The 24926-nt window shown below is 65.0% G+C and carries 21 protein-coding genes; 16 read left to right on the top strand and 5 right to left on the bottom strand.

Features of this window, described 5'->3' with window-relative positions:
• Window positions 1-173 precede the first annotated feature (173 nt).
• Window positions 174-1400, bottom strand: coding sequence for an MFS transporter (locus PSEEN_RS22100; RefSeq protein WP_011535798.1), 1227 nt, complete (start codon window positions 1398-1400; stop codon window positions 174-176).
• A gap of 343 nt (window positions 1401-1743) precedes the next feature.
• Here PSEEN_RS22100 and PSEEN_RS22095 point away from each other — a divergent pair, with 343 nt between their 5' ends.
• Genes PSEEN_RS22095 through PSEEN_RS22085 form a run of 3 tightly spaced genes read left to right on the top strand, consistent with a single transcriptional unit; the run spans window position 1744 to window position 4342 of the window.
• Window positions 1744-3180: a cytochrome ubiquinol oxidase subunit I gene (locus PSEEN_RS22095; protein WP_011535797.1), complete on the top strand. Its 1437-nt coding sequence runs from the start codon at window positions 1744-1746 to the stop codon at window positions 3178-3180.
• Between the two features lies 1 nt (window position 3181).
• Complete coding sequence (gene cydB, locus PSEEN_RS22090; RefSeq protein ID WP_011535796.1) at window positions 3182-4189, top strand: cytochrome d ubiquinol oxidase subunit II; 1008 nt, start codon at window positions 3182-3184, stop codon at window positions 4187-4189.
• Window positions 4190-4201: 12 nt separating this feature from the next.
• Window positions 4202-4342, top strand: a complete 141-nt coding sequence (locus PSEEN_RS22085; protein ID WP_011535795.1) for a DUF2474 domain-containing protein — start codon at window positions 4202-4204, stop codon at window positions 4340-4342.
• 130 nt (window positions 4343-4472) lie between these two features.
• Here PSEEN_RS22085 and PSEEN_RS22080 read toward each other — a convergent pair whose 3' ends face one another.
• Both PSEEN_RS22080 and PSEEN_RS22075 read right to left on the bottom strand, forming a co-directional pair.
• Window positions 4473-5597: a methyltransferase gene (locus PSEEN_RS22080; RefSeq protein WP_011535794.1), complete on the bottom strand. Its 1125-nt coding sequence runs from the start codon at window positions 5595-5597 to the stop codon at window positions 4473-4475.
• 96 nt (window positions 5598-5693) lie between these two features.
• Window positions 5694-6398 carry an autoinducer binding domain-containing protein gene (locus tag PSEEN_RS22075; RefSeq protein ID WP_011535793.1) on the bottom strand — a complete coding sequence of 235 codons (705 nt, stop codon included), beginning with the start codon at window positions 6396-6398 and terminating at the stop codon, window positions 5694-5696.
• A 213-nt stretch (window positions 6399-6611) separates the two neighbouring features.
• Here PSEEN_RS22075 and PSEEN_RS22070 point away from each other — a divergent pair, with 213 nt between their 5' ends.
• Window positions 6612-7388 carry a ferredoxin--NADP reductase gene (locus PSEEN_RS22070; protein ID WP_011535792.1) on the top strand — a complete coding sequence of 259 codons (777 nt, stop codon included), beginning with the start codon at window positions 6612-6614 and terminating at the stop codon, window positions 7386-7388.
• Between the two features lie 128 nt (window positions 7389-7516).
• Here PSEEN_RS22070 and mscL read toward each other — a convergent pair whose 3' ends face one another.
• A complete protein-coding gene (mscL, locus tag PSEEN_RS22065) occupies window positions 7517-7930 on the bottom strand; it encodes a large-conductance mechanosensitive channel protein MscL (RefSeq protein WP_011535791.1) in 414 nt (137 codons plus the stop codon).
• A 178-nt stretch (window positions 7931-8108) separates the two neighbouring features.
• Here mscL and radA point away from each other — a divergent pair, with 178 nt between their 5' ends.
• The 9 genes from radA (at window position 8109) to PSEEN_RS22020 (ending at window position 20865) form a co-directional block, all read left to right on the top strand.
• Entirely contained in the window at window positions 8109-9476 is a 1368-nt protein-coding gene (gene radA / locus PSEEN_RS22060) for a DNA repair protein RadA (RefSeq protein ID WP_011535790.1), read from the top strand.
• A gap of 107 nt (window positions 9477-9583) precedes the next feature.
• Window positions 9584-11083, top strand: a complete 1500-nt coding sequence (locus PSEEN_RS25835) for a hypothetical protein (RefSeq protein WP_011535789.1) — start codon at window positions 9584-9586, stop codon at window positions 11081-11083.
• 52 nt (window positions 11084-11135) lie between these two features.
• The gene (locus tag PSEEN_RS22050) at window positions 11136-11639 is read left to right on the top strand and encodes an RNA polymerase sigma factor (protein ID WP_011535788.1); all 504 of its coding nucleotides are present in this window, start codon (window positions 11136-11138) and stop codon (window positions 11637-11639) included.
• A 68-nt stretch (window positions 11640-11707) separates the two neighbouring features.
• A complete protein-coding gene (locus tag PSEEN_RS22045; RefSeq protein WP_011535787.1) occupies window positions 11708-12697 on the top strand; it encodes a FecR family protein in 990 nt (329 codons plus the stop codon).
• 118 nt (window positions 12698-12815) lie between these two features.
• A complete protein-coding gene (locus PSEEN_RS22040; protein WP_011535786.1) occupies window positions 12816-15572 on the top strand; it encodes a TonB-dependent receptor in 2757 nt (918 codons plus the stop codon).
• An 81-nt stretch (window positions 15573-15653) separates the two neighbouring features.
• On the top strand, window positions 15654-16268 hold the full coding sequence (locus tag PSEEN_RS22035) for a heme acquisition protein HasA (protein WP_011535785.1): 615 nt from the start codon (window positions 15654-15656) through the stop codon (window positions 16266-16268).
• A gap of 165 nt (window positions 16269-16433) precedes the next feature.
• Window positions 16434-18188 carry a type I secretion system permease/ATPase gene (locus PSEEN_RS22030; RefSeq protein WP_011535784.1) on the top strand — a complete coding sequence of 585 codons (1755 nt, stop codon included), beginning with the start codon at window positions 16434-16436 and terminating at the stop codon, window positions 18186-18188.
• Between the two features lie 2 nt (window positions 18189-18190).
• A complete protein-coding gene (locus PSEEN_RS22025) occupies window positions 18191-19531 on the top strand; it encodes an HlyD family type I secretion periplasmic adaptor subunit (protein WP_011535783.1) in 1341 nt (446 codons plus the stop codon).
• Between the two features lie 5 nt (window positions 19532-19536).
• On the top strand, window positions 19537-20865 hold the full coding sequence (locus PSEEN_RS22020) for a TolC family outer membrane protein (protein WP_476726658.1): 1329 nt from the start codon (window positions 19537-19539) through the stop codon (window positions 20863-20865).
• A gap of 16 nt (window positions 20866-20881) precedes the next feature.
• On the opposite strand, the gene PSEEN_RS22015 is transcribed toward PSEEN_RS22020, so the two are convergent.
• Entirely contained in the window at window positions 20882-21967 is a 1086-nt protein-coding gene (locus tag PSEEN_RS22015) for an LLM class flavin-dependent oxidoreductase (protein WP_011535781.1), read from the bottom strand.
• Between the two features lie 143 nt (window positions 21968-22110).
• On the opposite strand from PSEEN_RS22015, the gene PSEEN_RS22010 reads away from it, so the two are divergent.
• The 3 genes from PSEEN_RS22010 to PSEEN_RS22000 all read left to right on the top strand — a co-directional run bounded on the left by PSEEN_RS22010 (window position 22111) and on the right by PSEEN_RS22000 (window position 24922).
• On the top strand, window positions 22111-22296 hold the full coding sequence (locus PSEEN_RS22010; RefSeq protein WP_011535780.1) for a tautomerase family protein: 186 nt from the start codon (window positions 22111-22113) through the stop codon (window positions 22294-22296).
• A 250-nt stretch (window positions 22297-22546) separates the two neighbouring features.
• The gene (locus tag PSEEN_RS22005; RefSeq protein WP_011535779.1) at window positions 22547-23698 is read left to right on the top strand and encodes an acyl-CoA dehydrogenase family protein; all 1152 of its coding nucleotides are present in this window, start codon (window positions 22547-22549) and stop codon (window positions 23696-23698) included.
• Window positions 23699-23836: 138 nt separating this feature from the next.
• Window positions 23837-24922: an efflux RND transporter periplasmic adaptor subunit gene (locus PSEEN_RS22000; protein ID WP_011535778.1), complete on the top strand. Its 1086-nt coding sequence runs from the start codon at window positions 23837-23839 to the stop codon at window positions 24920-24922.
• The last annotated feature ends 4 nt before the right edge of the window (window positions 24923-24926 follow it).

The raw sequence follows: 24926 nt of genomic DNA, 5'->3' as shown, positions 1-24926 counted from the left end.
ATGCCGTGGTTTTGTGTGGGGCGGAAAAAAGCCGCGCATCATACCAGCATGGATGGCGGGGGCCTATGGCCATTCGGGAGGTGGGGTTCGCACATGATCTGTAGGAGCCAGCCTTGCTGGCGAAGGGCATTGCACGCGCCGGCGGGAAAAAGCTTCGCCAGCAAGGCTGGCTCCTACGGGTGGCCTTCATGCATACGGTCGCGGTGGGTCAGGGTCGGGAACAGCTTCATCCACACCCCGGTCACCACCAGTGTGCCCACGCCACCGAGCACCACTGCCGGCACTGTGCCAAACCAGTGCGCGGTAACGCCCGATTCGAACTCGCCGAGCTGATTCGAGGCACCGATGAACAAGCCATTCACCGCGCTCACCCGGCCACGCATCTCGTCCGGCGTCTCCAACTGCACGAAGGCGCTGCGGATGACCATGCTGATCATGTCCGCCGCGCCCAGCACCACCAGCACCACCAGGGAGAACCAGAAGGAGGTCGAGAGGCCGAAGGCGATGGTCGCCACGCCGAATACACCCACCGCGGTGAACATGGTCAGCCCCACCTTGCGCTCCACCGGGAAGCGCGCCAGCCAAAGCGACATCAGCAGAGCTCCGACGGCGGGCGCCGAACGCAACAGGCCCAGGCCCCAGGCGCCGGTGAGCAGGATGTCCTTGGCGAACACCGGCAACAGCGCGGTGGCACCGCCCAGCAGCACGGCGAACAGGTCAAGCGAGATGGCGCCGAGGATGTCCGGGCGGCTGCGGATGAAGCGGATCCCGGCCAGCAGCGAGTCGAGGCTGGCGCGGCCGCGTTGTGGCAGCTGCTGGCGGGCGTCCAGGTTGAGGGTGAGGAGGCAGGCGATGACATACAGGGCCACCGTCGGGCCATACACCCAGGTACTGCCGAAGGCATAGAGCAGGCCGCCCACTGCCGGGGCGACGATGGTCGCCGCCTGCGAAGCCGAAGCCGAGGCCGCCACCGCACGGGGGAACAGCCCGGGTGGCACCACGTTGGGCAACAGGGCCTGGGTCGCCGGCATCTCGAACGAACGGGCGGCCCCCAACAGGAAGGCCAGTACGAAGATCAGCTCGCGGCTGACGTTGTCGGTAAAACTGCCCAGGGCCAGCGCCAGGGCGATCAGCGCCTGCAGGGTCTGGCACAGGGCGGCGACCTTGCGCCGGTCATAGCGGTCGGCGACGTGGCCGGTGTGCAGCATGAACAGCACGCGGGGTGCGAACTCGACCAGGCCGACCAGGCCCAGGTCGAGCACATTGCCGGTCAGTTGGTAGAGGTGCCAGCCGATGGCCACGGTGAGCATCTGGAAGCCACTGGCGGTGAACACCCGGGCCAGCCAGAAGGCGATGAAGGGGCGGTGATGGCGCAGCAATTGCGGGGTGGAATCGGACATCGGCGAGCCTGCGACCTCGGTGCTAGAGGGGGCTGAAGCGTAACATCTGTTTGTAACAAATGGTTGCTGAAAGACGCGTGGATCAACTTGTCGACCTGCGCAAAAGAGGGTGAGGCAACGGGTCACGCGGCAATCAACCACACATCCGGATAGGTCATTCAGGACTATGCTTCCAAACAGTCGTTGATCTGGATCAATCGTTCCAAAAGCAACGATTTGGCCTTCGGGCCGGAATCCCTGCGATCGAACACAACAAGAAGAACAGGCCACACTCGACACCCGTGGGGGCAGTGGGCGACGGGGCCATGGGCCCGGCCGCCGGATTATCTGAAGAGGAAGCACCATGTTCGGATTAGAAGCCCTAGAGCTCGCCCGAATCCAGTTTGCCTTTACCGTGTCCTTTCACATCCTGTTCCCAGCCATCACCATTGGCCTGGCGAGCTACCTGGCCGTCCTCGAAGGTCTTTGGCTGAAGACCGGCGACAACACCTACCGTGACCTCTACCACTTCTGGTCGAAGATCTTCGCCGTCAACTTCGGCATGGGCGTGGTCTCCGGTTTGGTCATGGCCTATCAGTTCGGTACCAACTGGAGCCAGTTCTCCGATTTCGCCGGTTCCATCACCGGCCCCCTGCTCACCTACGAGGTGCTGACCGCCTTCTTCCTGGAGGCCGGCTTCCTCGGTGTCATGCTGTTCGGCTGGAACCGTGTCGGCCGTGGCCTGCACTTCTTCGCCACCTGCATGGTGGCGCTCGGCACGCTGGTGTCGACGTTCTGGATCCTTGCCTCCAACAGCTGGATGCAGACCCCCCAGGGCTACGAGATCGTCAATGGCCAGGTGATCCCGGTGGACTGGTTCGCCGTGATCTTCAACCCGTCGTTCCCCTATCGCCTGATGCACATGGCCACCGCGGCCTTCGTCGCCACCGCGTTCTTCGTCGGATCGTCTGCGGCCTGGCACCTGCTGCGCGGGCGTGACAACCCGGCGGTGCGCAAGATGCTGTCGATGGCCATGTGGATGGCGCTGATCGTCGCGCCGGTGCAGGCGGTGATCGGTGACTTCCATGGGCTCAATACCCTCAAGCACCAGCCGGTGAAGATCGCCGCCATCGAGGGGCACTGGGAAAACAAGCCCGGTGAGCCAACCCCGCTGATCCTGTTCGGCATTCCCGATATGAAAGCCGAGACCACGCGCTTCAAGATCGAGATCCCGGCACTGGGCAGCCTGATCCTCACCCACAGCCTGGACAAGCAAGTGCCGGCGATGAAGGAATTTCCACCTGAGGATCGGCCCAACTCCACCATCGTGTTCTGGTCGTTCCGGATCATGGTCGGGCTGGGCATGCTGATGATTGTCGTCGGCCTGTGGAGCCTGTGGCTGCGCAAGCGCGGCACCCTGTACAGCTCGCGCCCGTTCCTCTACCTGACCTTGTGGATGGGCCCGTCGGGGCTGATCGCCATCCTCGCCGGCTGGTTCACCACCGAGGTTGGCCGCCAGCCGTGGGTGGTCTATGGGCTGATGCGCACCGCCGATGGGGTGTCCAACCATAGCTACGCGCAGCTGGGCTTCACCCTGGTGATGTTCGTGGTGGTCTACTTCGCCCTGTTCGGCACCGGCATCGGCTACATGATGCGCCTGGTGCGCAAAGGGCCGAAGACCGGCGAAGGCGAGGAGCACACGCCGGGTGGCCCTGGCCAGCAACGCACGCCGGCGCGGCCGCTGTCCGCCGCCGATGAAGGCCACGAGGCCGACTCCACCAGCCTGAGCAAGGGGAACTGAGATGGGTATCGATCTTCCGCTGATCTGGGCCGTGATCATCATCTTCGGCGTCATGATGTACGTGGTGATGGATGGTTTCGACCTGGGGATTGGCATGCTCTTCCCCTTCGTCCAGGACGAGCGTGACCGTGATGTGATGATGAACACCGTCGCCCCGGTATGGGACGGCAACGAAACCTGGCTGGTGCTGGGGGGCGCGGCATTGTTCGGTGCCTTCCCGCTGGCCTACTCGGTGGTGCTCGAGGCGCTGTACCTGCCGTTGATCCTGATGCTGGTGGGGCTGATCTTCCGCGGCGTGGCCTTCGAGTTCCGCTTCAAGGCCAGGGCCAACAAGCGGCATATCTGGGACAAGGCGTTCATCTGGGGTTCGCTGGTGGCGACCTTCTTCCAGGGCGTGGCCCTGGGGGCCTTCATCGAAGGCTTCAAGGTGGTCGACCGCAAGTTCGCCGGCGGCACCCTGGACTGGCTGACCCCGTTCACGCTGTTCTGCGGCCTGGGCCTGATCGTGGCCTACACCTTGCTGGGTTGCACCTGGCTGATCATGAAGACCGAAGGGCCACTGCAGCAGAAAATGCATGACATGGCCCGGCCCCTGGCGCTGGTGCTGCTGGCGGTGATCGGCATCGTCAGCCTGTGGACGCCAATCGCCTACCCGCAAATCGCCGAGCGCTGGTTCAGCATGCCCAACCTGGTCTGGTTCATGCCGGTGCCGATCCTGGTGCTGGTGACCTTCTACGGCTTGCTGCGGGCGGTGGCGCGTAACGCGCACTACACGCCGTTCCTGTTGACGCTGGTGCTGATCTTCCTGGGCTACAGCGGGCTGGGCATCAGCCTGTGGCCGAACATCATCCCGCCGTCGATCAGCATCTGGGATGCCGCGGCGCCGCCGCAGAGCCAGGGCTTCATGCTGGTGGGCACGCTGTTCATCCTGCCGTTCATTCTGGGTTACACCTACTGGAGCTACTACGTGTTCCGCGGCAAGGTGACCCATGAAGATGGCTATCACTAGGAGCGCGTGGTGATGAGTGTCGAAGAGAAAAAACCGTTGTGGCAACGCCTGGGCTGGCTGGTGCTGATCTGGGCGCTGAGCGTCGCGGCGCTGGGGGTGGTGGCTTATGGCATGCGCATGTTCATGAGCGCGGCGGGGTTGAGTACCCACTGACCTGCGAAGCAGACACGGCAGTGTTTGGCACCGGCCTTGCCGGTGTTCGCCAGCAAGGCTGGCTCCTACAGGTCTGGCGCGGTACCTGTAGGAGCGGGTTTACCCGCGATGGGCCGCGCAGCGGCCCTCTTCATTTCCGGGCTTTCAACACCACGAACTTCGGCGTCGCCGCCACCTGCTCGACCCCCCGGAACAACCGCGCCAATTTGCTGTGATAGCCCAGGTGCCGGTTGCCGACGATGTACAGCGCACCTCCCACCACCAGCGCCTCACGCGCCTGCTGGAACATCCGCCAGGCGAGGAAGTCGCCGACCACCTGTTGCTGGTGGAACGGCGGGTTGCACAGCACCACCTCCAACGATTGCTTTTCTTGCCCGGCCAAGCCGTCGGCTGCGTGAATCTCGACTGCGCGTTCACCCAGCGCCGCCTGCCAGTTGTCACGGGCCGATTGCACCGCCATGTACGACTCGTCCACCAGCGTGTAGTGGGCATCGGGGTTGGCCAGGGCGCTGGCGATGGCCAGCACGCCGTTGCCGCAGCCCAGGTCCGCGACCCGCGCCTGGCCCAGGTTGCGCGGCAGGTGGGGCAGGAAGGCCCGGGTGCCGATGTCCAGCCCTTCGCGGCAGAACACGTTGGCATGGTTGACCAGCTCCAGCGCAGGGCTGTCCAGGCGGTAGCGGCTAGGGTAGGGAGAGCTCGCCAATGGGCGCTCGGCGACGGTGGCAGTGAGCAGACGGGCCTTTTTCTGCGCCAGCGAAGCCTGGACCGGGCCGATGTACTTTTCCATCAGGTCGCCCGCGGCGCGTGGCAGGTGCTTGATCATGGCGCCGGCGATCACCTGGGCACCCGGGGCAAGCTGGCCTTGCAGGCGGATCAGTTGCTCCTCGAGCAGCGCCAGGGTCTTGGGCACACGCACCAGCACCCGGTCGAACGGACCTTGCCAGGTTTCGTTGGCAGGCATGAACGGCACGCTGTCAAAGCCTTTGCCGTTACGTGCCAGGTTCTTCTCCAGCGCCATGCGCGCCAGGTGCGAGTCGCCGCTGCTGATCACCTCCAGCCGTCCAGCCAGGCTGGCCGCCAGGGCACCGAAACTGTCATTGAGCACCAGTACTTTGCAGTTCGCTGCCGGGGCCTGGGCGGCCAGGTGCTCCAGCAGATACTGGTCGGCGGCGTCGAAGGCCAGCAGCGGGTCGTTGGCCTGCTCCGGCTGGCGGATCAGGTCGAGGTCGGCGAAGGGGCTGTTGAACAGGGGCATGACATGGGCTCAGCTGCGAATCTGCCTGGCGCGCTGTGCGGCAGGCTTGCGGTGGGCGATTCTACAGGGCTTTGCCCGTCGACGGGGGACGGGCTGTCAGAGCAGGCCGCGCAGGAAGGCGACGGCGATGGCGCCAGCCTTGTTCGCGGCGTTGGTCTTGTTGATCACACTACGAATATGGAAATTCACCGTGCTGGTGGACAGCGACAGAATGGTTGCCACATCCGCGGCGGTCTTGCCGCCTGCGGACCATTTGAGCACTTCCAGCTCACGCTCGCTCAGATTGGGTGTCGGGCTGAGTTTTTCCAGGTGGTGCTCACTGAGCGCCGCGTGCAATGTGTTGCACAGCCACATCACCTGGGAAGCTTTGTCATAGACTTCTTTCACCTTGATTGGGCGCTTGCCCCGGCACACGCTAAGTTGACTTTCATTGTGCCGTTGATCGAAGACTGACTGGGTCCAGCCATGGGTGATTCCGAATCGCATGGCCGATTCGCGAAAATGTGGAACCTCGCAGTACAGTTCGTCGCTCCAGATTTGCGGTTTGAGCGTTTTATGGCACATTGACACTATCGGATCTATCGTGAGGAAGTTTCCCTGTCGATAGTGTTCGTTCCATTCGCGCGGATAATTGTTGTAGAGAATCACCTGCGGATTTTGGGCGGCGATGTGCAGGTGCAGGCTTAGGCCGAGGTATTCCATCCCCAGTGCCTGGGACATCGTCACGGCAATTTCGAACATTCGCTGAGGATTGCGCTCTTCCAGCAGCTGCTGAATATCTTCGCTCTTCCAGTAAGGCATCGGTGAAGCTCCATTGTTTCGCCATGGATCCAATAACTACGCCGCACGGGACGAAGTGTAGGAAATGTCCTCGTCCTGTGCTCGGTTTTTTTGCTATAGCTGTGCCGCTTTCTAAGCAGTTTGCTGTAGTCCGTTGACGATGCCCTACAAACCGACGGTGTTTATCCTGTCCGCATTGCGCGACACTAGGCGCACCTGTAGATGGAGCCCGTCATGACCGCCAGTGCCGACAAGTTCACCCGCCAGACCCTGCTCGACGTCCAGCCCCTGACCCCCAACCTGTTCAGCCTGCGGGTCGGCCGCGACGCCGGGTTTCGCTTCCGTGCCGGGCAGTTCGCTCGCCTGGGGGTGACCAAGGCCGATGGCAGCGTGGTCTGGCGCGCGTATTCCATGGTCAGCGCACCTCACGACGAGTTCCTTGATTTCTTCTCCATCGTGGTGCCCGGTGGCGAGTTCACCAGTGAGCTCAGCCGGCTGGGTGAGGGCGACACCTTGCTGATCGATCGCCAGGCATTCGGCTACCTGACCTTGGACCGGTTCGTGGGTGGTCGTGACCTGTGGCTGTTGGCCACTGGCACCGGTATTGCGCCCTTCATGTCGATTCTTCAGGACTTCGAGGCCTGGGAGCGTTTCGACAACATCAAGCTGGTGTACTCGGTGCGCGAGGCGAAGGAACTGGCCTACCTGGAGGAGATTGCCGGCTTGGAACAACGCGACTATCTGGCCGAGTTCGCGGGCAAGCTGCAGTTCATCCCGGTGGTGACCCGTGAGCAGCATCCGGGCGCGCTGAACGCGCGCATCACCACGCTGATCGAGAATGGCGAACTGGAGAAGGCGGCGGGGCTGGCGCTGTCACCGGAGCACTCGCGGATCATGCTCTGCGGCAACCCGGAGATGATCGACGAGACACGCAAGGTGCTGAAGGCCCGCGATCTGCAACTGAGCCTGAGCAAGCGCCCCGGCCAGGTGGCGGTAGAAAACTACTGGTAATGCGCGGTATCCCCCTGTAGGAGCCAGCCTTGCTGGCGAACCGGCCAGGGCTCGTTGTTGAAACCGTGGCGCGCTCGTTCGCCAGCAAGGCTGGCCCCTACAGGGCGCGTCATAGGCGCCGGCTTCGGTCAGGGCTGGCGGTTCTGCGCCTTGAGCAGGTCGCGAATCTCGGTCAGCAGGGTCTCTTCGGCGCTGGGCACTGGCGGTGCGGTCGGGGCCACGGCTTCTTCGCGCTTGAGGCGGTTGATTACCTTCACGCCCATGAAGATGGCGAAGGCGACGATGATGAAGTCAAGGATGGTCTGGATGAATTTGCCATAAGCCAGCACCACGGCCGGCACATCGCCTTCGGCGGCCTTGAGCGTGATGGCCAGGTCGCTGAAGTCCACGCCGCCGATCAGCAGGCCGATGGGGGGCATGATCACGTCACCGACGAAGGACGACACGATCTTGCCGAAGGCCGCGCCGATGATGATACCCACCGCCATGTCGACGACATTTCCCTTGACCGCGAAGGCCTTGAATTCACTGAGCATGCCCATGCTGTATTCCTTTGTTACGAATGGAGAGGTAAACGCAGTGTAAGCCACTAAAACGCTTCATGCGTGACGTTCGCAGCTAATGACTGCGCTTAGCGCGAATAGTTTTGTCGCCCCTCGAGGCCCCCGAGACACGTCCGTGTTCGGCTATCATGGCGGTTTTTTCCAGGAGACCCCGCCCATGGCCAAGGCCAAGCGCTTGTATGGCTGCACCGAGTGCGGCGCGACCTTCCCCAAATGGGCCGGGCAGTGCGGCGATTGCGGCGCCTGGAACACCCTGGTTGAAACCATGATCGAGAGCGGCGGCGCCGCGGCCCCCAGCGGGCGTGCCGGCTGGACCGGGCAGCAGGCGCAGATCAAGACCCTGGCCGAGGTGAGCGTCGAGGAGATCCCGCGCTTCACCACCAGCAGCACCGAGCTTGACCGGGTGCTGGGGGGCGGGCTGGTGGATGGCTCCGTGGTGCTGATTGGTGGCGACCCCGGCATCGGCAAGTCGACCATCCTCCTGCAGACCTTGTGCAACATCGCCGTGCAGATGCCTGCGCTGTACGTCACCGGCGAGGAGTCGCAGCAGCAGGTGGCCATGCGCTCGCGGCGCCTGGGCCTGCCCCAGGACCAGCTCAAGGTGATGACCGAAACCTGCATCGAAACCATCATCGCCACCGCCCGCGTGGAGAAGCCGCGGGTGATGGTGATCGACTCGATCCAGACCATCTTCACCGAGCAGTTGCAGTCGGCCCCCGGCGGCGTGGCCCAGGTGCGCGAGAGCACGGCGCTGCTGGTGCGCTACGCCAAGCAGAGCGGCACGGCGATCTTCCTGGTAGGCCATGTCACCAAGGAGGGCTCGCTGGCCGGCCCACGGGTACTGGAACACATGGTCGATACCGTGCTGTATTTCGAAGGTGAGTCCGATGGCCGCCTGCGCCTGCTGCGGGCGGTGAAGAACCGCTTCGGCGCGGTCAACGAACTGGGCGTGTTCGGCATGACCGACCGCGGCCTGAAAGAGGTCTCCAACCCGTCGGCGATCTTCCTCAACCGCACCCAGGAAGAAGTGCCCGGCAGCGTGGTCATGGCCACCTGGGAGGGGACCCGGCCGATGCTGGTGGAGGTGCAGGCATTGGTCGACGACAGCCACCTGGCCAACCCCCGCCGGGTGACCCTGGGCCTGGACCAGAACCGCCTGGCCATGCTGCTGGCGGTGCTGCACCGGCACGGCGGCATCCCCACCCACGACCAGGACGTGTTCCTCAACGTGGTGGGCGGGGTCAAGGTGCTCGAGACTGCATCCGACCTGGCGCTGCTGGCGGCGGTGATGTCGAGCCTGCGCAATCGCCCGTTGGCCCACGGCCTGCTGGTGTTCGGCGAGATCGGCCTGTCGGGCGAGGTGCGTCCGGTCCCCAGTGGCCAGGAGCGCCTGAAGGAAGCGGCCAAGCATGGTTTCAAGCGCGCCATCGTGCCCAAGGGCAATGCGCCGAAGGAAGCACCGGCGGGCCTGCAGGTGATCGCGGTGACCCGCCTTGAGCAGGCGCTGGACGCGCTGTTCGAGTAACGACAAGCACCACTGCCAGGTGCCATACCTGGCATTTTTGCCAGTTTTGCGTTTTGAAATCCTCTGCGACGCTGAGCCCCTTCGCTCACGTCCACGAGGATGCATGCATGCGCTCGTTCCCGGTTTTCGTGCTGATGCTGCTGTCGATTGTCGCGGTCGCCGAGCCCTTGCCTGAGCAGCCGGTGTTTGCCCTGCAACAGGCCGTTGGCAGCGAACTGGACCTCGACCCGTTGACAGGTGACGCCACCCTGAAGGTGTTCTACACCGGCATGGGCAAGGGCGACACGGTCGGGGCCAGGCTGGCCGGTGTTCTCACCCGCGATACGGTGATCCAGACCGTGACCGCGCCGGGCGTGTTGAGCTTCAATCTGCCCCGGTCATGGTTGCGCGAAAACCTGGGGCGTACGGTCACGTTGACCTACAGCTACAAGGCCAAGGGTACCGGCAAGTTGTTCACCTCTGCCGCGCTACCGGTCAGTATCGTCAGCACTCGGCCCGAACAGTTCGGCGTCGCGGGGACGGTCGATGGCCAGCTGGAGTTCGATTCCCTTGGCGATGACGCCAAGGTGACGGTGCTCTTCGGCGCCATGGCGCCGGGTGACACGGTTGGCGTGCGCCTGGTTGGTTCAGTCACGCGTGACACCAAGATAGAAAAGGTGGTTGACGATGGGCCGTTGACGTTCAGTATTCCGCGTGCCTGGCTGCAGGAGAATATCGGGCGTTCGATCACGCTCACCTACAGCTACAAGATCGCTGGTGCCGGTGCTCTGGTCGTTTCCAGGCCGCTGAGCGTGACGGTGACTTCAGCGCTGGCCCGCGTCGCGGTGTCGGGGGCGCAGGTGGTACAGGGCTTGAACGCCCGCTTTCAGGAGACCGGGCCTTGCCCGGGCGACCAGGCGGACTACCAATGCAATGGCGTGTTCATCCGCGTGGTCGACTACTCGCCGGCATTTCGTGCCTGGAACCCGAGCCCTGGCGCACAGAAGCTCGGTGGTGTTTCGTTCAGCTACATCCGTCGCGACCTGAAGACCCTCAAGCTGCAGGAAAACCGCACCCACGGCCTGATTCTTACCGAAGGCAACCGTTGGGTGGCGCCTTTGCTCCCGCTCAAAGTGCTGTGCGCCTATCCCTATGATGGCGGTACTGCGACGCGGGATGGCAGCGGTTGTGGGAAGAACAAGGGCTATGCAGACAGTGATCGTTGTGCGCTAGGGAAAATCAACACCGTGACACAATGGCGCCGCCGCTTCACGCAGTATCCAACGGGTGAGGCGCGTTACGATCATCAGTGCAGTTTCGATCCGGACAAGGCGGGCTTTGATTTGAGCCTGCAGGCGCGGGAAAACCCCGATCAGGAACACGTGCGCTGGCGCCAGAACGAAGTGGTGATCAAGACCTGGGCGCAGAACGTGCACAACCTGCCGGTGGAGGCGTTCTTCTACACCAGCACTGCCGGTCGCGAGCCCGCCAGGAGCATCCAGAAGGACTTCTACAAGTCGACCGGTCGATTCGTGCCGGTGGTGCAGGTGGCTCTGTCGGCGCCAGAAGTCTTTACCTATAAGGTTTGCGACCAGGTAGTACCCTCTGTAATGCCTTCTTGCAAGTGATTCTCAATAGCTAGTAGCATGCCGCCACCTTGCGACCACCCATGGAGTGCGTGTGGCGGAGTTCGATCTCAAGCGGCTTTTCCTCAAGCACGCGAAAAACCTTCAGGGCCTGCTCACGCGCAAGGTGCGCGACCCGCAGCTGGCGGCCGACCTGGTGCAGGACAGCTTCCTGCGCCTGGCCGAGCAGCAGCGTCATGAGCAGATCGACAACGCCCAGGCCTACCTGTACCGCACCGCGCACAACCTGATGGTTGACCATGTGCGCCAGCAGCAGCGGCGCAAGACCGACCTGGTTCCCCATGAAGCGCTTGAAAGCATTGTCGAGGAGCGCCCGGCGCTCGACGAACAGGCGGCCCGGGAGCAGCACCTGCGTCGTTTGCAGGCGATACTCGGTGAACTGCCCGAGCGCACCCAACAGGTGTTTCGTCTCAACCGCCTGGAAGGCATGACCCACGCGGAGGTCGCCCGCCACCTGGGGATTTCCGACAGTTCCGTGCAGAAGCACTTGGCCAAGGCCCTGGCCTATGTGATGCAGTGCCTGCAGGAAACCGAATGACCAACGGTTTACTGACAAACCCCGCCTCAGACGTCAGCCCAGACATAACCAGATCGCGAGAGAACCGTGTGAGCAGCCAGAACGAGCAAGCCATCCGCGAGCAGGCCGCCGAGTGGGTGGTGCTGCAGGGCGCCGGCCCCCTGAGCACCGCGCAGCAGCAGGCGCTCGAGCGGTGGTGCGGCAGTGACTCGCGTCACGCCCAAGCTTATGCGTTGGCCCAGGCTACCTGGGCCGACCTGGGCCAACTGGCGAGCCTTCCGGCCACTGGCCAGGCCCACCGAGGCGCAATACGCCCCGCCAGGGTGCCCCGTCGGCACCGCCCGCGCTTGCGCAGGCTGGTTGCCTGCGTGGCAACGGTGCTGCTGGCGGTGCTGGCCGTGCAGCAAGGGCCGCAGGCCTGGCTGGGCTGGCGTGCCGACTATCTCACCGGCACCGGCGAGGTGCGTCAGGTGACCCTGCCCGATGGCAGCCAGGTCGACCTGGACAGCCGCAGTGCCATTCAGGTCGCCTTCGACGAACGGGAGCGGCGCATCCGTTTGCTGACGGGCGAAGCGATCTTCACCGCCGCCCCCGTCAGCGCCGCCGAGCAACGGCCATTCGTGGTCGAGTACGCGGGCGCCACCAGCCGCGCCCTGGGCACCCGCTTCGTGGTCGGCGCGGCGGGCGAGGGCGGCTGGGTCGGCATGCTCGAACACAGCGTCGCCGTGGAGTTGCTGGCACCGCCCACGCAGGGCAAGGCCCGCCAGGTGCTGGAGCAGGGCGACAGCCTGCGCTACGACCAGCAGGCCGGCGTGCGGCCCTGGCCACGGCATGACCTGCGCCGGGCCACCGATTGGCAGCGCGGGGTGCTGGTGTTCGAACGCCAGCCGTTGGCCGAAGTGGTGGCACGGCTCAATCACTACCGTGATGGGCGGCTGATGGTGATGAACGAAGCGTTGGCACGCCGCGAGGTCAGCGGTGTATTCCGCCTCGACAACCTTGGCGCGGCGGCCAATGTCCTGGCCGACGAGCTCAAGGCCAGACGTTTCGAGCTGCCTGGCGTGACCGTGATCTACTGAAACGGCGCGGCGAACAATTAATTTCATTTTCCGTTACTGACTTTTCCTGTGTTGCTCGTCTGATTGTTGAGATTGATTTTCATTACTAGAAAACGCCAACAACGGACGAGCAATTGCAGTGAGCACGCCACGACAACAACCTCTGCGCCCTTTGGGTCGCCTCGCCCTGGCCGGTAGCCTGGCATTCGCAAGCTGCACCTTGCCGATGGGGATCGGCATGGCGCAGGCCGCGCCCCAGCAGAGCACCGCCAAGCGCAACCTGATCCAGTTCGACATTCCGGCCCAGGCGCTCGACAGCGCGGTACTCGCCTACGCCGAGCAGTCAGGCGTGCAGGTGTTCTTCGACAGCCGCAAGCTGGCCGGCCTGCGCAGTGATGGGCTGCAGGGCAGCCACGAGGCCGAGGAAGGCTTGCGCCAACTGTTGCGTGGCAACCCGGTGCGCTACCACTTCAGTGCTGTCGGGCAGGTCGGCCTGGAGCGAATTCCCCAGGCAGACGAAGCACTGGAACTGGGGGCCACCCATGTCGAGTCGAACCGTGACGGCGACTGGGTGTACCAGGCGCCGCGCTCGGTCAGCGTGATCACCCGCGAGCAGATCGAGCAGCGTGCGCCACGCCATGCCGCCGACCTGCTGGAACAGACTGCCGGCGTATATACCGCGGTCAACCAGCGCGACCCGGGGTTGTCGGTGAACATCCGCGGCGTGCAGGACTACGGCCGGGTCAACATGAACATCGACGGCATGCGCCAGAACTTCAACGTCAACGGCCACCAGCAGCGCAACGGTGTGATGTTCATCGACCCGGAGTTCATCCAGGGCGTCGAGATCGACAAGGGCACTTCCGCCGGCATGGGCGGCGCCGGGGTCATCGGCGGCATCGCCAGCTTCAATACCGTCCAGGCCAGCGACCTGCTCGCCCCCGGCAAGGACATCGGCGGCCGCCTGCGCGCCGGCCACGGTATCGGTGAGCTGGGCAACGGCACCTACTTCAATGGCAGCGCGCTGTTCGCCATTGGCAACGAGCGGGGCGACATCCTGCTCGGCCACAGCGAGCGGCACTTTGGCAACTATCGCAGCGGCACGCAGAACGCCGATAACCTGGGCACGCAGATCCGCGGCAAGCTGGAGAACCGCGAAGCCTGGAAAAGCTGGCTCGACGGTGAAGTCGGGGCGATGGACAGCGTGACCCGCTCGCAATTGTTCAAGCTCGGCCTGAACCTGACTGACGACCAGCGCGTGCAATTGAGCTACTTCGAGACCGACACCGACAGCAAGGACGCCTGGACCTACAACGACAGTACGCGCAATCGCTACTACTACCAGGTCACCGGCAGCAACGACATCAACGCGAAGAACGCTGCTCTCGACTACAGCTACAGCCCCGACAACGACCTGGTCGATTTCAAGGCCAAGCTGTACTACGTGACCACCCGTCAGGACCGCTGGAACGCCGACAACATGGCCAGCGCCAGCACCGGCAACCGTGTCGAGGCCTACAGCGACCGCTTCCAGACCGACACCTGGGGCCTGCAGTTGCAGAACACCTCGCGCTGGCACCTGGGGCAAGCCGACACCCTGAGCTTCAACTATGGCACCGAGTTGTTCCAGGACAGCTTCCGCCCCAGCACCGAGCGTGTCGCCGCCGCCAACGAGGTGGAGTCGCTGCCCTATGTGCAGGGCGCCAACCCCAAGGGCAAGCGGGTGATGGCCAGCCTGTTCGGCAACCTCACCTACGAGCACGACGACTGGCTGACCCTGGACGCCGGGCTGCGTTATGACCGCTACCGCCTGACCGGCAAGACCGGCGTCACCACCTGGATGTACCCCGAAGGGGTCACCGATGTCGGGCTGAGCCGTCGGCAGACCCACATGATCTTCGACGAGGACACTGAGGAAGGGCGTTTTTCGCCGACCTTCGGCATTGCCGTGAAACCGGGGCCGGAATGGCTGCAGGTGTACACCCGCTGGGGCCGTGGCTGGCGCCCGCCGGCAGTCACCGAAGTGTTCATGAGCGGCCGCCCGCATGCTGGTGGCAGCGCCGAGATGGTCTACCCCAACCCGTTCCTCAAGGCCGAGGAGTCGCACAACTGGGAGCTGGGCGTGAACATCTTCAAGGAATCGCTGCTGCGCGACGGCGACCGCTTCGGCGCCAAGGTCGCCTACTTCGACACGCGTATCGACAACTTCTCGTTCCTCGACACCAACGTCTCGCTGCCCGGCAGCAGCGTGGCTGGCATCGCCCTGGGGCGCTCGGCGTACCAGAACAACCTGGAGACCACCCGCTTTCGTGGCGTGGAGTACAGCCTGGACTATGACGCCGGCGACTACTACGGCCAGCTCAGCTACACCCACATGATCGGCAGCAATGACTTCTGCTCGAACCAGTTCTACATGGGCGGCGCCCAGCGTCTGGTCAGTGCCGGCACCATCATGCGCCCGGTACGGGTGGGCAACCGCGTCATCATGCTCCCGGTCCGTGTGTCGCGGGCCGAGTCCGCCGCCGACACCAATGCAGTCGTCAGCTGCGGTGACATCATGGGCAACGCCTCCTACATGCCGGCCGACCGTGGCGCGCTGACACTGGGCATGCGCCTGCTCGACCGCAGTCTGGATGTGGGCATGCGCCTGCGCTACAGCGAGGGCAATGGCGAGAACCTCAAGAGCCACACCTACAACAAGATCGACCAGGCCCAGTGGCCCAAGTACCAGGTCTACGACCTCTACGCCAGCTACTGGATGACCCCGAGCGTCAACCTCTCATTGTCGCTGGAGAACGCCACCGACGAGGCCTATTTCGTGGCCATGGGCGACGGCAACAACCTGTCGCTGGCCCGTGGCCGCACCTTGAGCGGGATGTTCGAGTACCGCTTCTGATCCACCGGGTTTGCCCATTCCGGGCGACGCGAAGGCACGGAACACGCCTTCGCCTTCACTGTGCAAGAACGAGGAACCGTTATGACTATTTCCGTTAACTATGACGCCGCCTTCGCCAGCTCGACCATCGACGACTACCTGGCGTTCTGGAGCGCCGGCTTCGTCACCGCAGGCCACGGCTACAGCAACACCGGCGGCTTCAGCAACGGCACCTACGATGGCGACCAGTACGCCACCCACGGTCGCAACAGCTCGGACTACGCGTTCATCGCCGACAGCAACAACGCCAACGGCCTGCACTATGTGTTCGACCCGAGCAAGGCGCCGGGCGACAACCTCAACCACTACCTGTGGGGTTCGCTGGACAACGTCTCGCTGGGTGAAGTCCTGGGTGGCGGCAGCGGCAGCGACTTCACCCTGGGCAACTACGTGGTGAACTTCAATGGCCTGGACCTGGACGCCGCCCATGGCGCCGGGCGTGCCGGCAACGAAGTGCAGACCGTGATCTACGGCCTGATGCAGGGCAATACCGCAGGGCTGGAAGGCGTGCTGGACACCCTGCTGGCCAGCTACGGCGTGTCGACCAACGACACCTTCGACGTGGTGGCCGCAGCCCTGGGCGGCGCTTCCGGCGCAGCTTCCGCGCAGGCCGTGGGCGTGCAGGCACTGCCTGAGGACCTGGCCCTGGCCGCCTGAAGCCAGGCATGAAAAAAGGCCAATGACGGATGGCACCGTCATTGGCCGCATTGCTCGCACCACGGCCCGCGTCTTGTCGGGCCCAGGCCGTGGTGCCTCCGAATTTTGCGAGGCGGCCGGCTGCAGGTCAAATGCCTGTGGCTGCCTCGCTTGTCGAGGTCATCGATGAAGACACCCCGCAACGCCCCGGGCGAGTTGTGGCAGGCCCTGCTGGATTGCCGTGGCGGGCTGGGCAATGTCGCCCTGTTCACCGCCGTCATCAATCTGCTGATGCTGGCGCCGGCCCTGTACATGCTGCAGGTGTACGACCGGGTGCTGTCTTCCGGCAACGAGATGACCTTGCTGATGCTCAGCCTGATGGTGCTGGGCCTGTTCGCCTTCATGGGCGCGCTGGAGTGGTTGCGCAGCCAGGTGGTGATCCGCCTGGGCACACGGCTTGACCTGCGCCTGGCGCCACGGGTGTTCGAGGCCGCCAGCCAGGCCAGCCTGGCCGGGCATCGGGACGGCGCGCAACAGGCCCTGGGCGACCTGACCGGGCTGCGCCAGTTCGCCACCGGCCAGGCCTTGTTCGCCTTCTTCGACGCGCCGTGGTTTCCGCTCTACTTGCTGGTGATCTTCCTGTTCAGCCCGTGGCTCGGGCTGTTGGCGCTGGTCGGCGCGGTGCTGTTGGCGGGCCTGGCCTGGCTCAACGAGCGCCTGACCCAAGGGCCGTTCGCCGAGGCCGGGCGTTTGTCCCAACAGGCCGTGCAGCAGGCCTCGGGCAGCCTGCGCAATGCGGAGGCGATCGCCGCCATGGGCATGCTCGACGGTGTGCGTCAGCGCTGGAGCGTGTTGCAGCACGGCTTTCTCGGCCAGCAGAACCTGGGCAGCGAACGCACTGCGGCGATCACCGCAGTGTCCAAGGTGGTGCGCCTGGCCTTGCAATCCCTGGTGCTGGGGTTGGGTGCCTGGCTGGCGCTGGAACACCTGATCACCCCCGGCATGATGATCGCCGGTTCCATTCTCATGGCCCGGGTGCTGGCGCCGATCGACCAGTTGATCGCGGTGTGGCGCCAGTGGGGTGCTGCGCGCCAATCCTACGAGCGTCTGGACACGCTGCTGCGGACCTTCCCGCCCCAGGTCGAGGGCATGGCGCTGCCCGCGCCACGAGGTGGGTTGAGAGTGGAGCAATTGGCGGCTCTGGTGCCGGGCAGCCAGCGCCCTTGCCTGAGTGGCCTGGGGTTTGACCTGGCGGCCGGGGAGTCGCTGGGCCTGATCGGTGCCTCCGGCTCCGGCAAGACCACCCTGGCCCGCCTGCTGGTCGGCGCCGCTCGCCCGGCCGCGGGCCGGGTCTGCCTGGATGGCGCCGACCTGAACCAGTGGTCACGGGCAGCGCTGGGCCGGCATATCGGCTACCTGCCCCAGGATGTCCAGCTGTTTGCCGGCAGCATCGGCGACAACATCGCCCGCCTCGGGCCGGTGGATGCCGAACAGGTTGTGGCGGCGGCGCAACTGGCCGGCGTGCACGATCTGATCCTCAAGTTGCCCCAGGGCTACGACACGCTGCTGGGCGAGGGGGGCGCCGGCCTCTCCGGCGGGCAGCGCCAGCGCATCGGGCTGGCACGGGCGCTGTACGGCCTGCCGGCGCTGGTGGTGCTGGACGAGCCCAACGCGAACCTTGACGAGGCGGGTGAAAAAGCCTTGCTGGCCGCGCTGGCCGAACTCAAGGCGCAGGCGCGCACCGTCGTGATGATCAGCCACAAGTCCAGCCTGTTGGTCGGGCTGGACAAACTGCTGGTGTTGCAGGGCGGGCAGATGCAGAACTTCGGCCCGACCGCGCGGGTGCTGCAAGGCTCGGCGCGGGGGCCTGCCACACCGGCACCAGGGGCTGGGCGCAGCAGTGTCAGCTACAGCTTCAACCAAGGCAGCCAGAGATCCTGAGCATGAGCGTGCATCCATTGTTTTCCCAACCGTCCGCCGCTCAGGCGCCACTGCCCCTGCGCGATGACGCCCGTGGGCCGGCCCGCGCAGGGCGCTGGCTGGTGCTCGTCGGCCTGGGTGGTTTCCTGTTGTGGGGCGCGCTCGCGCCGTTGGACAAGGGCGTGCCGGTCAGCGGTAACGTGGTGGTGGCTGGCAGCCGCCAGGCGGTGCAGCACCCCACGGGTGGCGTGATCGAACAACTGCTGGTGCGCGACGGTGACCAGGTGCTGACCGGGCAGGTGCTGTTGCGCCTGGACGCCACCCAGGCCCAGGCCCAGCAGGGCTCGTTGCATGTCCAATACGTCAATGCCCGCGCAGGCGAGGCGCGCCTGCTGGCTGAGCGCGACGGCAGCGCGGTGATCGAGTTTCCCACGGCGCTGCGCGAGCAAGCGGCCACACCGTGGGTGGCTGCAGCCCTGGAGGCCCAGCGGCAATTGTTCGGCAGCCGCCGCCAGGCACTGGAGACGGAGCTGGCTGGCCTGGGCGAGAGCATCGCGGGCGCCCAGGCGTCGTTGCAGGGCTTGCAGGGCACGCTGGCCAGCAAGCAGGCCCAGCGCGATGCCCTCGACGAACAGCTCAAAGGCCTGCGCGAGCTGGCCAGCGATGGTTACATCCCGCGCAATCGCCTGCTCGACAGCGAGCGCCTGTTGGCCCAGGTCAACGGTTCGATTGCCGAGGACCTGGGGGCGATCGGTCGCACCCAGCGCCAGGTGCAGGAGCTTAAATTGCGCGCCGTGCAGCGCCGGCAGGAATTCCAGAACGATGTACGCCAGCAACTGAGCGAACGGCAGGCCAGCGCCGAAGACCTGGGCAACCGCCTGCGTGGCGCCGAGTTCGAGCTGGCCCACACCCAGGTGCGCGCACCGGCCAGCGGCACCGTGGTCGGCTTGAGTGTCTTCACCAATGGCGGCGTGATCGCCCGCGGCCAGCCGCTGATGGAGATCGTGCCCGCCAATGCGCCGCTGCTGGTGGATGCGCGGGCTTCGGTGGAACTGGTCGACCGCCTCAAGCCCGGCTTGCCGGTCGAGTTGCTGTTCGTCGCGTTCAACCAGAGCACCACGCCACGGGTGGCGGGGGAGGTGACCCTGGTCTCGGCCGACCGCCTGCTCGACGACAAGACCCAGCAACCTTATTACCAGGTGCGCATCAAGGTCAGTGAAGAGGGCCTGCGCCAGTTGGCCGGGCTCGACATCCGTCCAGGCATGCCGGTGGAGGCCTTCGTGCGCACCGGCGAACGCTCGCTGCTCAACTACCTGTTCAAACCGTTGGCCGACCGGGTGCATGTCGCCCTGGCGGAGGAGTGATGCCCGTGCGCCTGTTGTTGCCGATGTTGCTGTTCGGCCTGAGCCTGCCCGTGCAAGCCCTGGACCTGGGCGACGCCTACGCCCTGGCCCTGCGCAACGATCCGACCCTGAAGGCCGCGGTCGCCGAGCACGCCGCCGGGCTCGAGCACCTGGCGATTGGCCGTGCCGGGCTGCTGCCCAACCTGTCGTACCGCTACAACCGTGCGCGCAACGACTCCGAGGTGACCCAGCGCAGCCAGTTCGGGGATATCACCACCCAGCGCGACTACCGCAGCTACACCTCCACCCTGACCTTGCAGCAGCCGCTGTTCGACTATGCCGCCTGGAGCGAGTACCGCCGTGGCGCGGCCCAGGCGGCGTTGGCCGACGAACGCTTTCGCGGGCGTGGCCAGGAGCTGATGGTGCGGCTGTTCGGCGCCTACAGCGAGGCACTGTTCGCCCAGGAGCAGATTGCCCTGGCCCAGGCCCAGCGGCGTACCTACGCCGAGCAACTGAGCCTCAACGAGCGCCTGCTCAAGGGCGGCGAGGGGACCCGCACCGATGTCCTGGAAACCCGTGCCCGCTACGAGCTGGCCCAGGCCCAGGAGATCGAGTCCGCTGACAACCTCGACGCGGCGCTGCGGGCATTGCAGGCGATCATCGGCGAGACGGTGGCCGTCGACGACCTGGCGCCGATGCTGCCGGACTTCAGTGTCCAGCCGTTGTCCCCTGCGCGGTTCGAGCCCTGGCGCGACCTGGCCGTGGCCCATAACGCCGAGCTTGCCAGCCAGCGCCATGGGCTGGAGGTGGCCGAGCAGAACGTCGAGCACCAGCGCGCCGGTCACCTGCCGACGCTCAGTGCCTATGTCAGCAAGGGCATTTCCAGTTCAAGTTCCGAGAGCAGCTATAACCAGCGCTATGACACCGACACGGTCGGCTTGCAGGTGAGCGTGCCGCTGTTCGCCGGGGGCGGTGTCGCGGCCTCGGTGCGCCAGGCCCGGGCGCAGCGCGATGCCGCTGGGCACGAACTGGACGCGCAGTTGCTTGAGACGGTCAACCAGCTGCGCCGGCAGTTCAACCTGTGTGCCAGCAGCACGGCGAAGATCCGCGCCTATGGCCTGGCGGTGAACGCCGCGGCGGCGCTTGTGCAGGCCACGCGCAAGAGCGTGCGCGGCGGAGAGCGGGTCAACCTTGACGTGCTGGACGCCGAGCAGCAGTTGTTCGGTGCTCGGCGTGACTTGGCCCAGGCGCGGCATGAGTACCTGCGCGCCTGGCTGCAGTTGCGTTATCTGGCGGGGGTGCTGGATGTCACCGACCTGAATGCGCTGAACCGCTACTTCGCGGCACACGGCTGAAGTGCGCGAGCGCCGATCAATCGGTGGCCTGGGCACGTTGCGCCAACCGCCCGGCGTGGGTCGGCGGCTCGGCCGCGCCGGGGTTGCGCCCCTTGGCGGTTTCCCGGCGCAGCACCGGCAGGATCTCGCTGCCGAACAGCTCCAGCATGTCCAGCACCTCCGGCAAGGGAATGCCGGCATGGTCGAACAGGAACAGCTGGCGCTGGTAGTCGCCGAACTGCTCGCGGAAGGTCAGGGTCTTGTCGATGATCTCCTGGGGGCTGCCGACCGACAGCGGCGTCTCGCGCATGAACTCTTCCAGCGACGGGCCGTGGCCATACACCGGCGCGTTGTCGAAGAACGGGCGGAAGCGCTCGCGGGCGACCTGGGAATCACGGTTGACGTAGATGTGCCCGCCCAGCCCGACCATGGCCTGTTGCGGGGTGCCGTGGCCGTAGTGGGCGAAACGCGAACGGTAGAAGGCCACCATGCGCTGGAAGTGCCCCTTGGGCCAGAGAATGTGGCTGGCGAAGAAACCATCGCCATGGCGCGCCGCCTGCTCGGCGATCTCCGGGGTGCGGATCGAGCCATGCCAGACGAACGGCGGCAGGTTGTCCAGTGGCCGCGGGATCGAGGTGAAGCGGTGCAGCGGGGTGCGGAAGCGGCCCTCCCAGTCGATGTTTTCCTCGCGCCACAGGCGGTGCAGCAGGTCGTAGTTGTCCAGCGCCAGCGGCAGGCCCTGCATGATGTCCTTGCCGAACCAGGGATAGACCGGCGCGGTGTTGCCGCGCCCGAGCATCAGGTCCATGCGCCCGCCCGACAGGTGTTGCAGCACCGCATACTCCTCGGCCAGGCGCACCGGGTCGTTGGTGGTGATCAGCGTGGTCGAGGTGGAGAGGATCAGGCGTGAGGTCTGCGCGGCGATGAACGCCAGCAGGGTGGTGGGTGACGAGGTCACGAAGGGTGGGTTGTGGTGCTCGCCGGTGGCGAACACGTCCAGGCCGACCTCCTCGGCCTTGAGGGCGATGCGCACCATCGCCGACAGGCGCTCGGCCTCGCTGGGGATACGGCCTGTGGTCGGGTCGCGGGTAACGTCGCCGACGCTGTAAATTCCGAATTGCATCCTTGCCTCCTGAATTGTGACGAATGTTGCGATTGTACGCATGTACGCGAACTGTTCAACTCCTTTTCCTCGGCGTATGATCGTGCTGTCGCCGGCAATCTGTTGGCGACCCCGCTGGATTCCCACGCTTAAGGAGAAGCGACATGCCAGAAGTGATCGTCTACGCAACCGCCGGCCGTTCCGACCTGCAGAAGAAGAAACTGCTGCGCTCGGTGACCGAGGCGGTGGCCAACAGTTTCGAGATCGCCCGTGAACACGTGGTGGTGCAAATCGTCGAGGCCCCGCCCGGTGACAAGGCCAAGGGCGGCATCCCCTTCGACGAACGCTGAAACCTGCCACTCGGCACGGCGCCGGGCGCCGTGCCTTTCTGTCGGGTGCCTTACAGATATCCCGCCGAACGCTGCCATTGCCTGATGTTTGCCGGTGCTTACGGCTGATTACTCGTCTTCTCAGTTTCCAAACCCGCTTTACAGAAAGATTGTACGAGGGGCTTGCAACAGTACGACTGTATGCGTACATTGGCCTCGTTCGATGTCGACACGGACCCCAGGATTCATCCCACACAGCAAGGAGCTGAACATGAAGACATTGATGCAGTGGCGTGACCTGCCTGCCGAGGCAGAAGAATGGATGGCCCGTATCGAGGCGGTCCGGCCGCTGATCCTGCGGCACCGCGACTACGCCGAAGAGCATGGCGAAACCCACCCTGAAGTCATGGCCGAGCTGTTCAAGTTGGGCTTTTCCCGTCTGTGCGTGAGCAAGGCCTTCGGTGGCCAGCAGCTGGACATGCGGGTCATCTCGCAGATCGTCCAGCGCCTCGCCGCCCTCGACGCCTCGGTGTCCTGGCAGGTGATGGTGCAGGTCGCCATGGGTCGCCTGGCCGACTACCTCCCTGAGCAGGCTGCACAAGAGATCTACAGCGGGTGCAACGGCTTCGTGGTCGGTGCGATCCACTCGGGCGGCGAAGCCATCGCCGTCGAAGGTGGCTACCGTGTCAGCGGCAAGTGGGGCTTCGCCAGCGGTTCGGCGCATGCCGACTGGTTGGTGTGCACGGCCACCCTCAAGCAGGAAGTCGCCGACGGTTCGCAGCCGCAGGTGCGCATGCTCTTCGTGCCACGCAGCGAATGCCGCATCCTCAAGACCTGGGATGTGATGGGCATGCGCGGTACCGGCAGCAATCATTTCGAATGCAGCAATGTCTTTGTGCCGGCGCACTACAGCGTCGATCCTGAATCGCTGAAGAAGGCCCCGGCGCCACGCGCCTCGCTGGCCTACAAGGTGGGTTACTACGACTTCGGCACCATCGCCGCGATGGGCACCGTGCTGGGTGTGGCCAAGGCCGCGCTGGAGTACTTCCGCGACGAGCGCACCGTGCCGGCCGACGAGGGCGTGGCCGCCTTGACCAGCGAGAAGACCGGCATCGTCCTGGCGCAACTGCACAGCGCCCAGTTGCTGCTGGAAGACGCCATCACCCAGTCGCAACTGGCCGATGGCGACGGCATGAACGTACGTGTCGGGCTGGCCGGCTCGCTGCTCAACGAGCATGCGCTCAATGCCGTGAACCAGTTGCATGGGCTGACCGGCTCCAAGGCGGTCTACAAGACCTGCGCGCTCGAGCGCAGCCTGCGCGACATCCATGTCGGCTCCAAGCACTTCGTCCTGTCGCCGTTGAACCTGTTCGGCCTGGGCAAGCTGTACCTGGGCAAGGCGCAGACCAGCAAGATCTATTGATCCGGCGTTCATCGCCAGTCACCGACATTCAGCCGATGCCACCCCGGTCAGCCCGACCGGGCCAGCAGCGTGCAGGTTGGAGTTTTCTAAATGTTGAATTTCCAGAAGGTTGCCGATCCAGGCGACAGGGGGTAAGTCATGCGGGCGAAACACTATCTAGGGAAAGTAACGGCGTCAGTGGTCACGCTTGCGGTACTGGGGGGCTTGTCACTGCGTTACGTGGCTCATGGAGAAGAGCCGGCGCCCGCCCCCGTTCTGGTACCCGCGGCCCTGGCCAAGGTCAAGCAGGTGCCGTACACCTATTACCAGGTTGCCATCGGCCAGATCGAGGCCCGCCAGCAGGTACTGCTGTCGGCCGAAGTCAGCGGCCAGGTGGTGGCCTTGGCCTTCGACTCGGGCGACAAGGTCAAGGCCGGCAACGTGGTGGTCAAGCTCAACACCTCGCCGGAAGAAGGCGAGCTGACTCGCCTGCGTGGTGAGTTCGAAGCCGCCAAGACCCACTACGGGCGCCTGCAGGCCCTGGCGCGCAACGGCGCCGAGAGCCAGCGCGCGCTGGACAGCGCCCGGGCGCAGTTCGACGCGGCCAAGGGCAACCTCGAGAACATCCAGGCGCAGATCGCGCAGAAGACCATCCGCGCGCCGTTCTCCGGTGAACTGGGCATTCGCCAGGTTCACCTGGGAGACTACGTGCAGGCCGGTCGCCCACTGGCCACGCTCACCGACCTCAATGGCCTGCGGGTCAACTTCACCGTCTCCGAGCGCGACAGCGCCAACATCGTCAAGGGCCAGGCCGTCGAGCTGGCTGTCGATGCGTGGAGCGGCATGAAGTTCGAAGGCACGGTCAGCGCCATCGACCCACAGGTGAACAACTCCCACGTGATCAAGGTCCAGGCGCTGCTCAAGGAGCACCAGGGCAAGCTGCGCCCGGGCATGTACGCCAAGGTCAAGGTACAGCTGCCGGGCAAGGATGAGCTGGTGGTGCCGGAAACCGCGATCACCTACAACGCCTATGGCGAAAGTGTGTTCGTCACCTACGAAGAAAACGGCCTGAAGAAGGTCCGCCGGCAGAACATCAGCATCGGCGAGCGCCGCGATGGCCTGGCGGTGGTTGCCAAAGGCCTGCAAGCAGGCGACGAAGTGGTGACCTCCGGGCAGATCAAGCTGCAGGACGGCGTCGCCATCGAGCCTGTGGCCGACACCGTGCGGCTCAACGTCCAGCGCTGAGGAA

This window comes from Pseudomonas entomophila L48, assembly GCF_000026105.1.
Taxonomy (GTDB): domain Bacteria; phylum Pseudomonadota; class Gammaproteobacteria; order Pseudomonadales; family Pseudomonadaceae; genus Aquipseudomonas; species Aquipseudomonas entomophila.
Note: the sequence above shows the minus strand (reverse complement) of the source record. Positions and strands in the feature narration are given on the sequence as shown.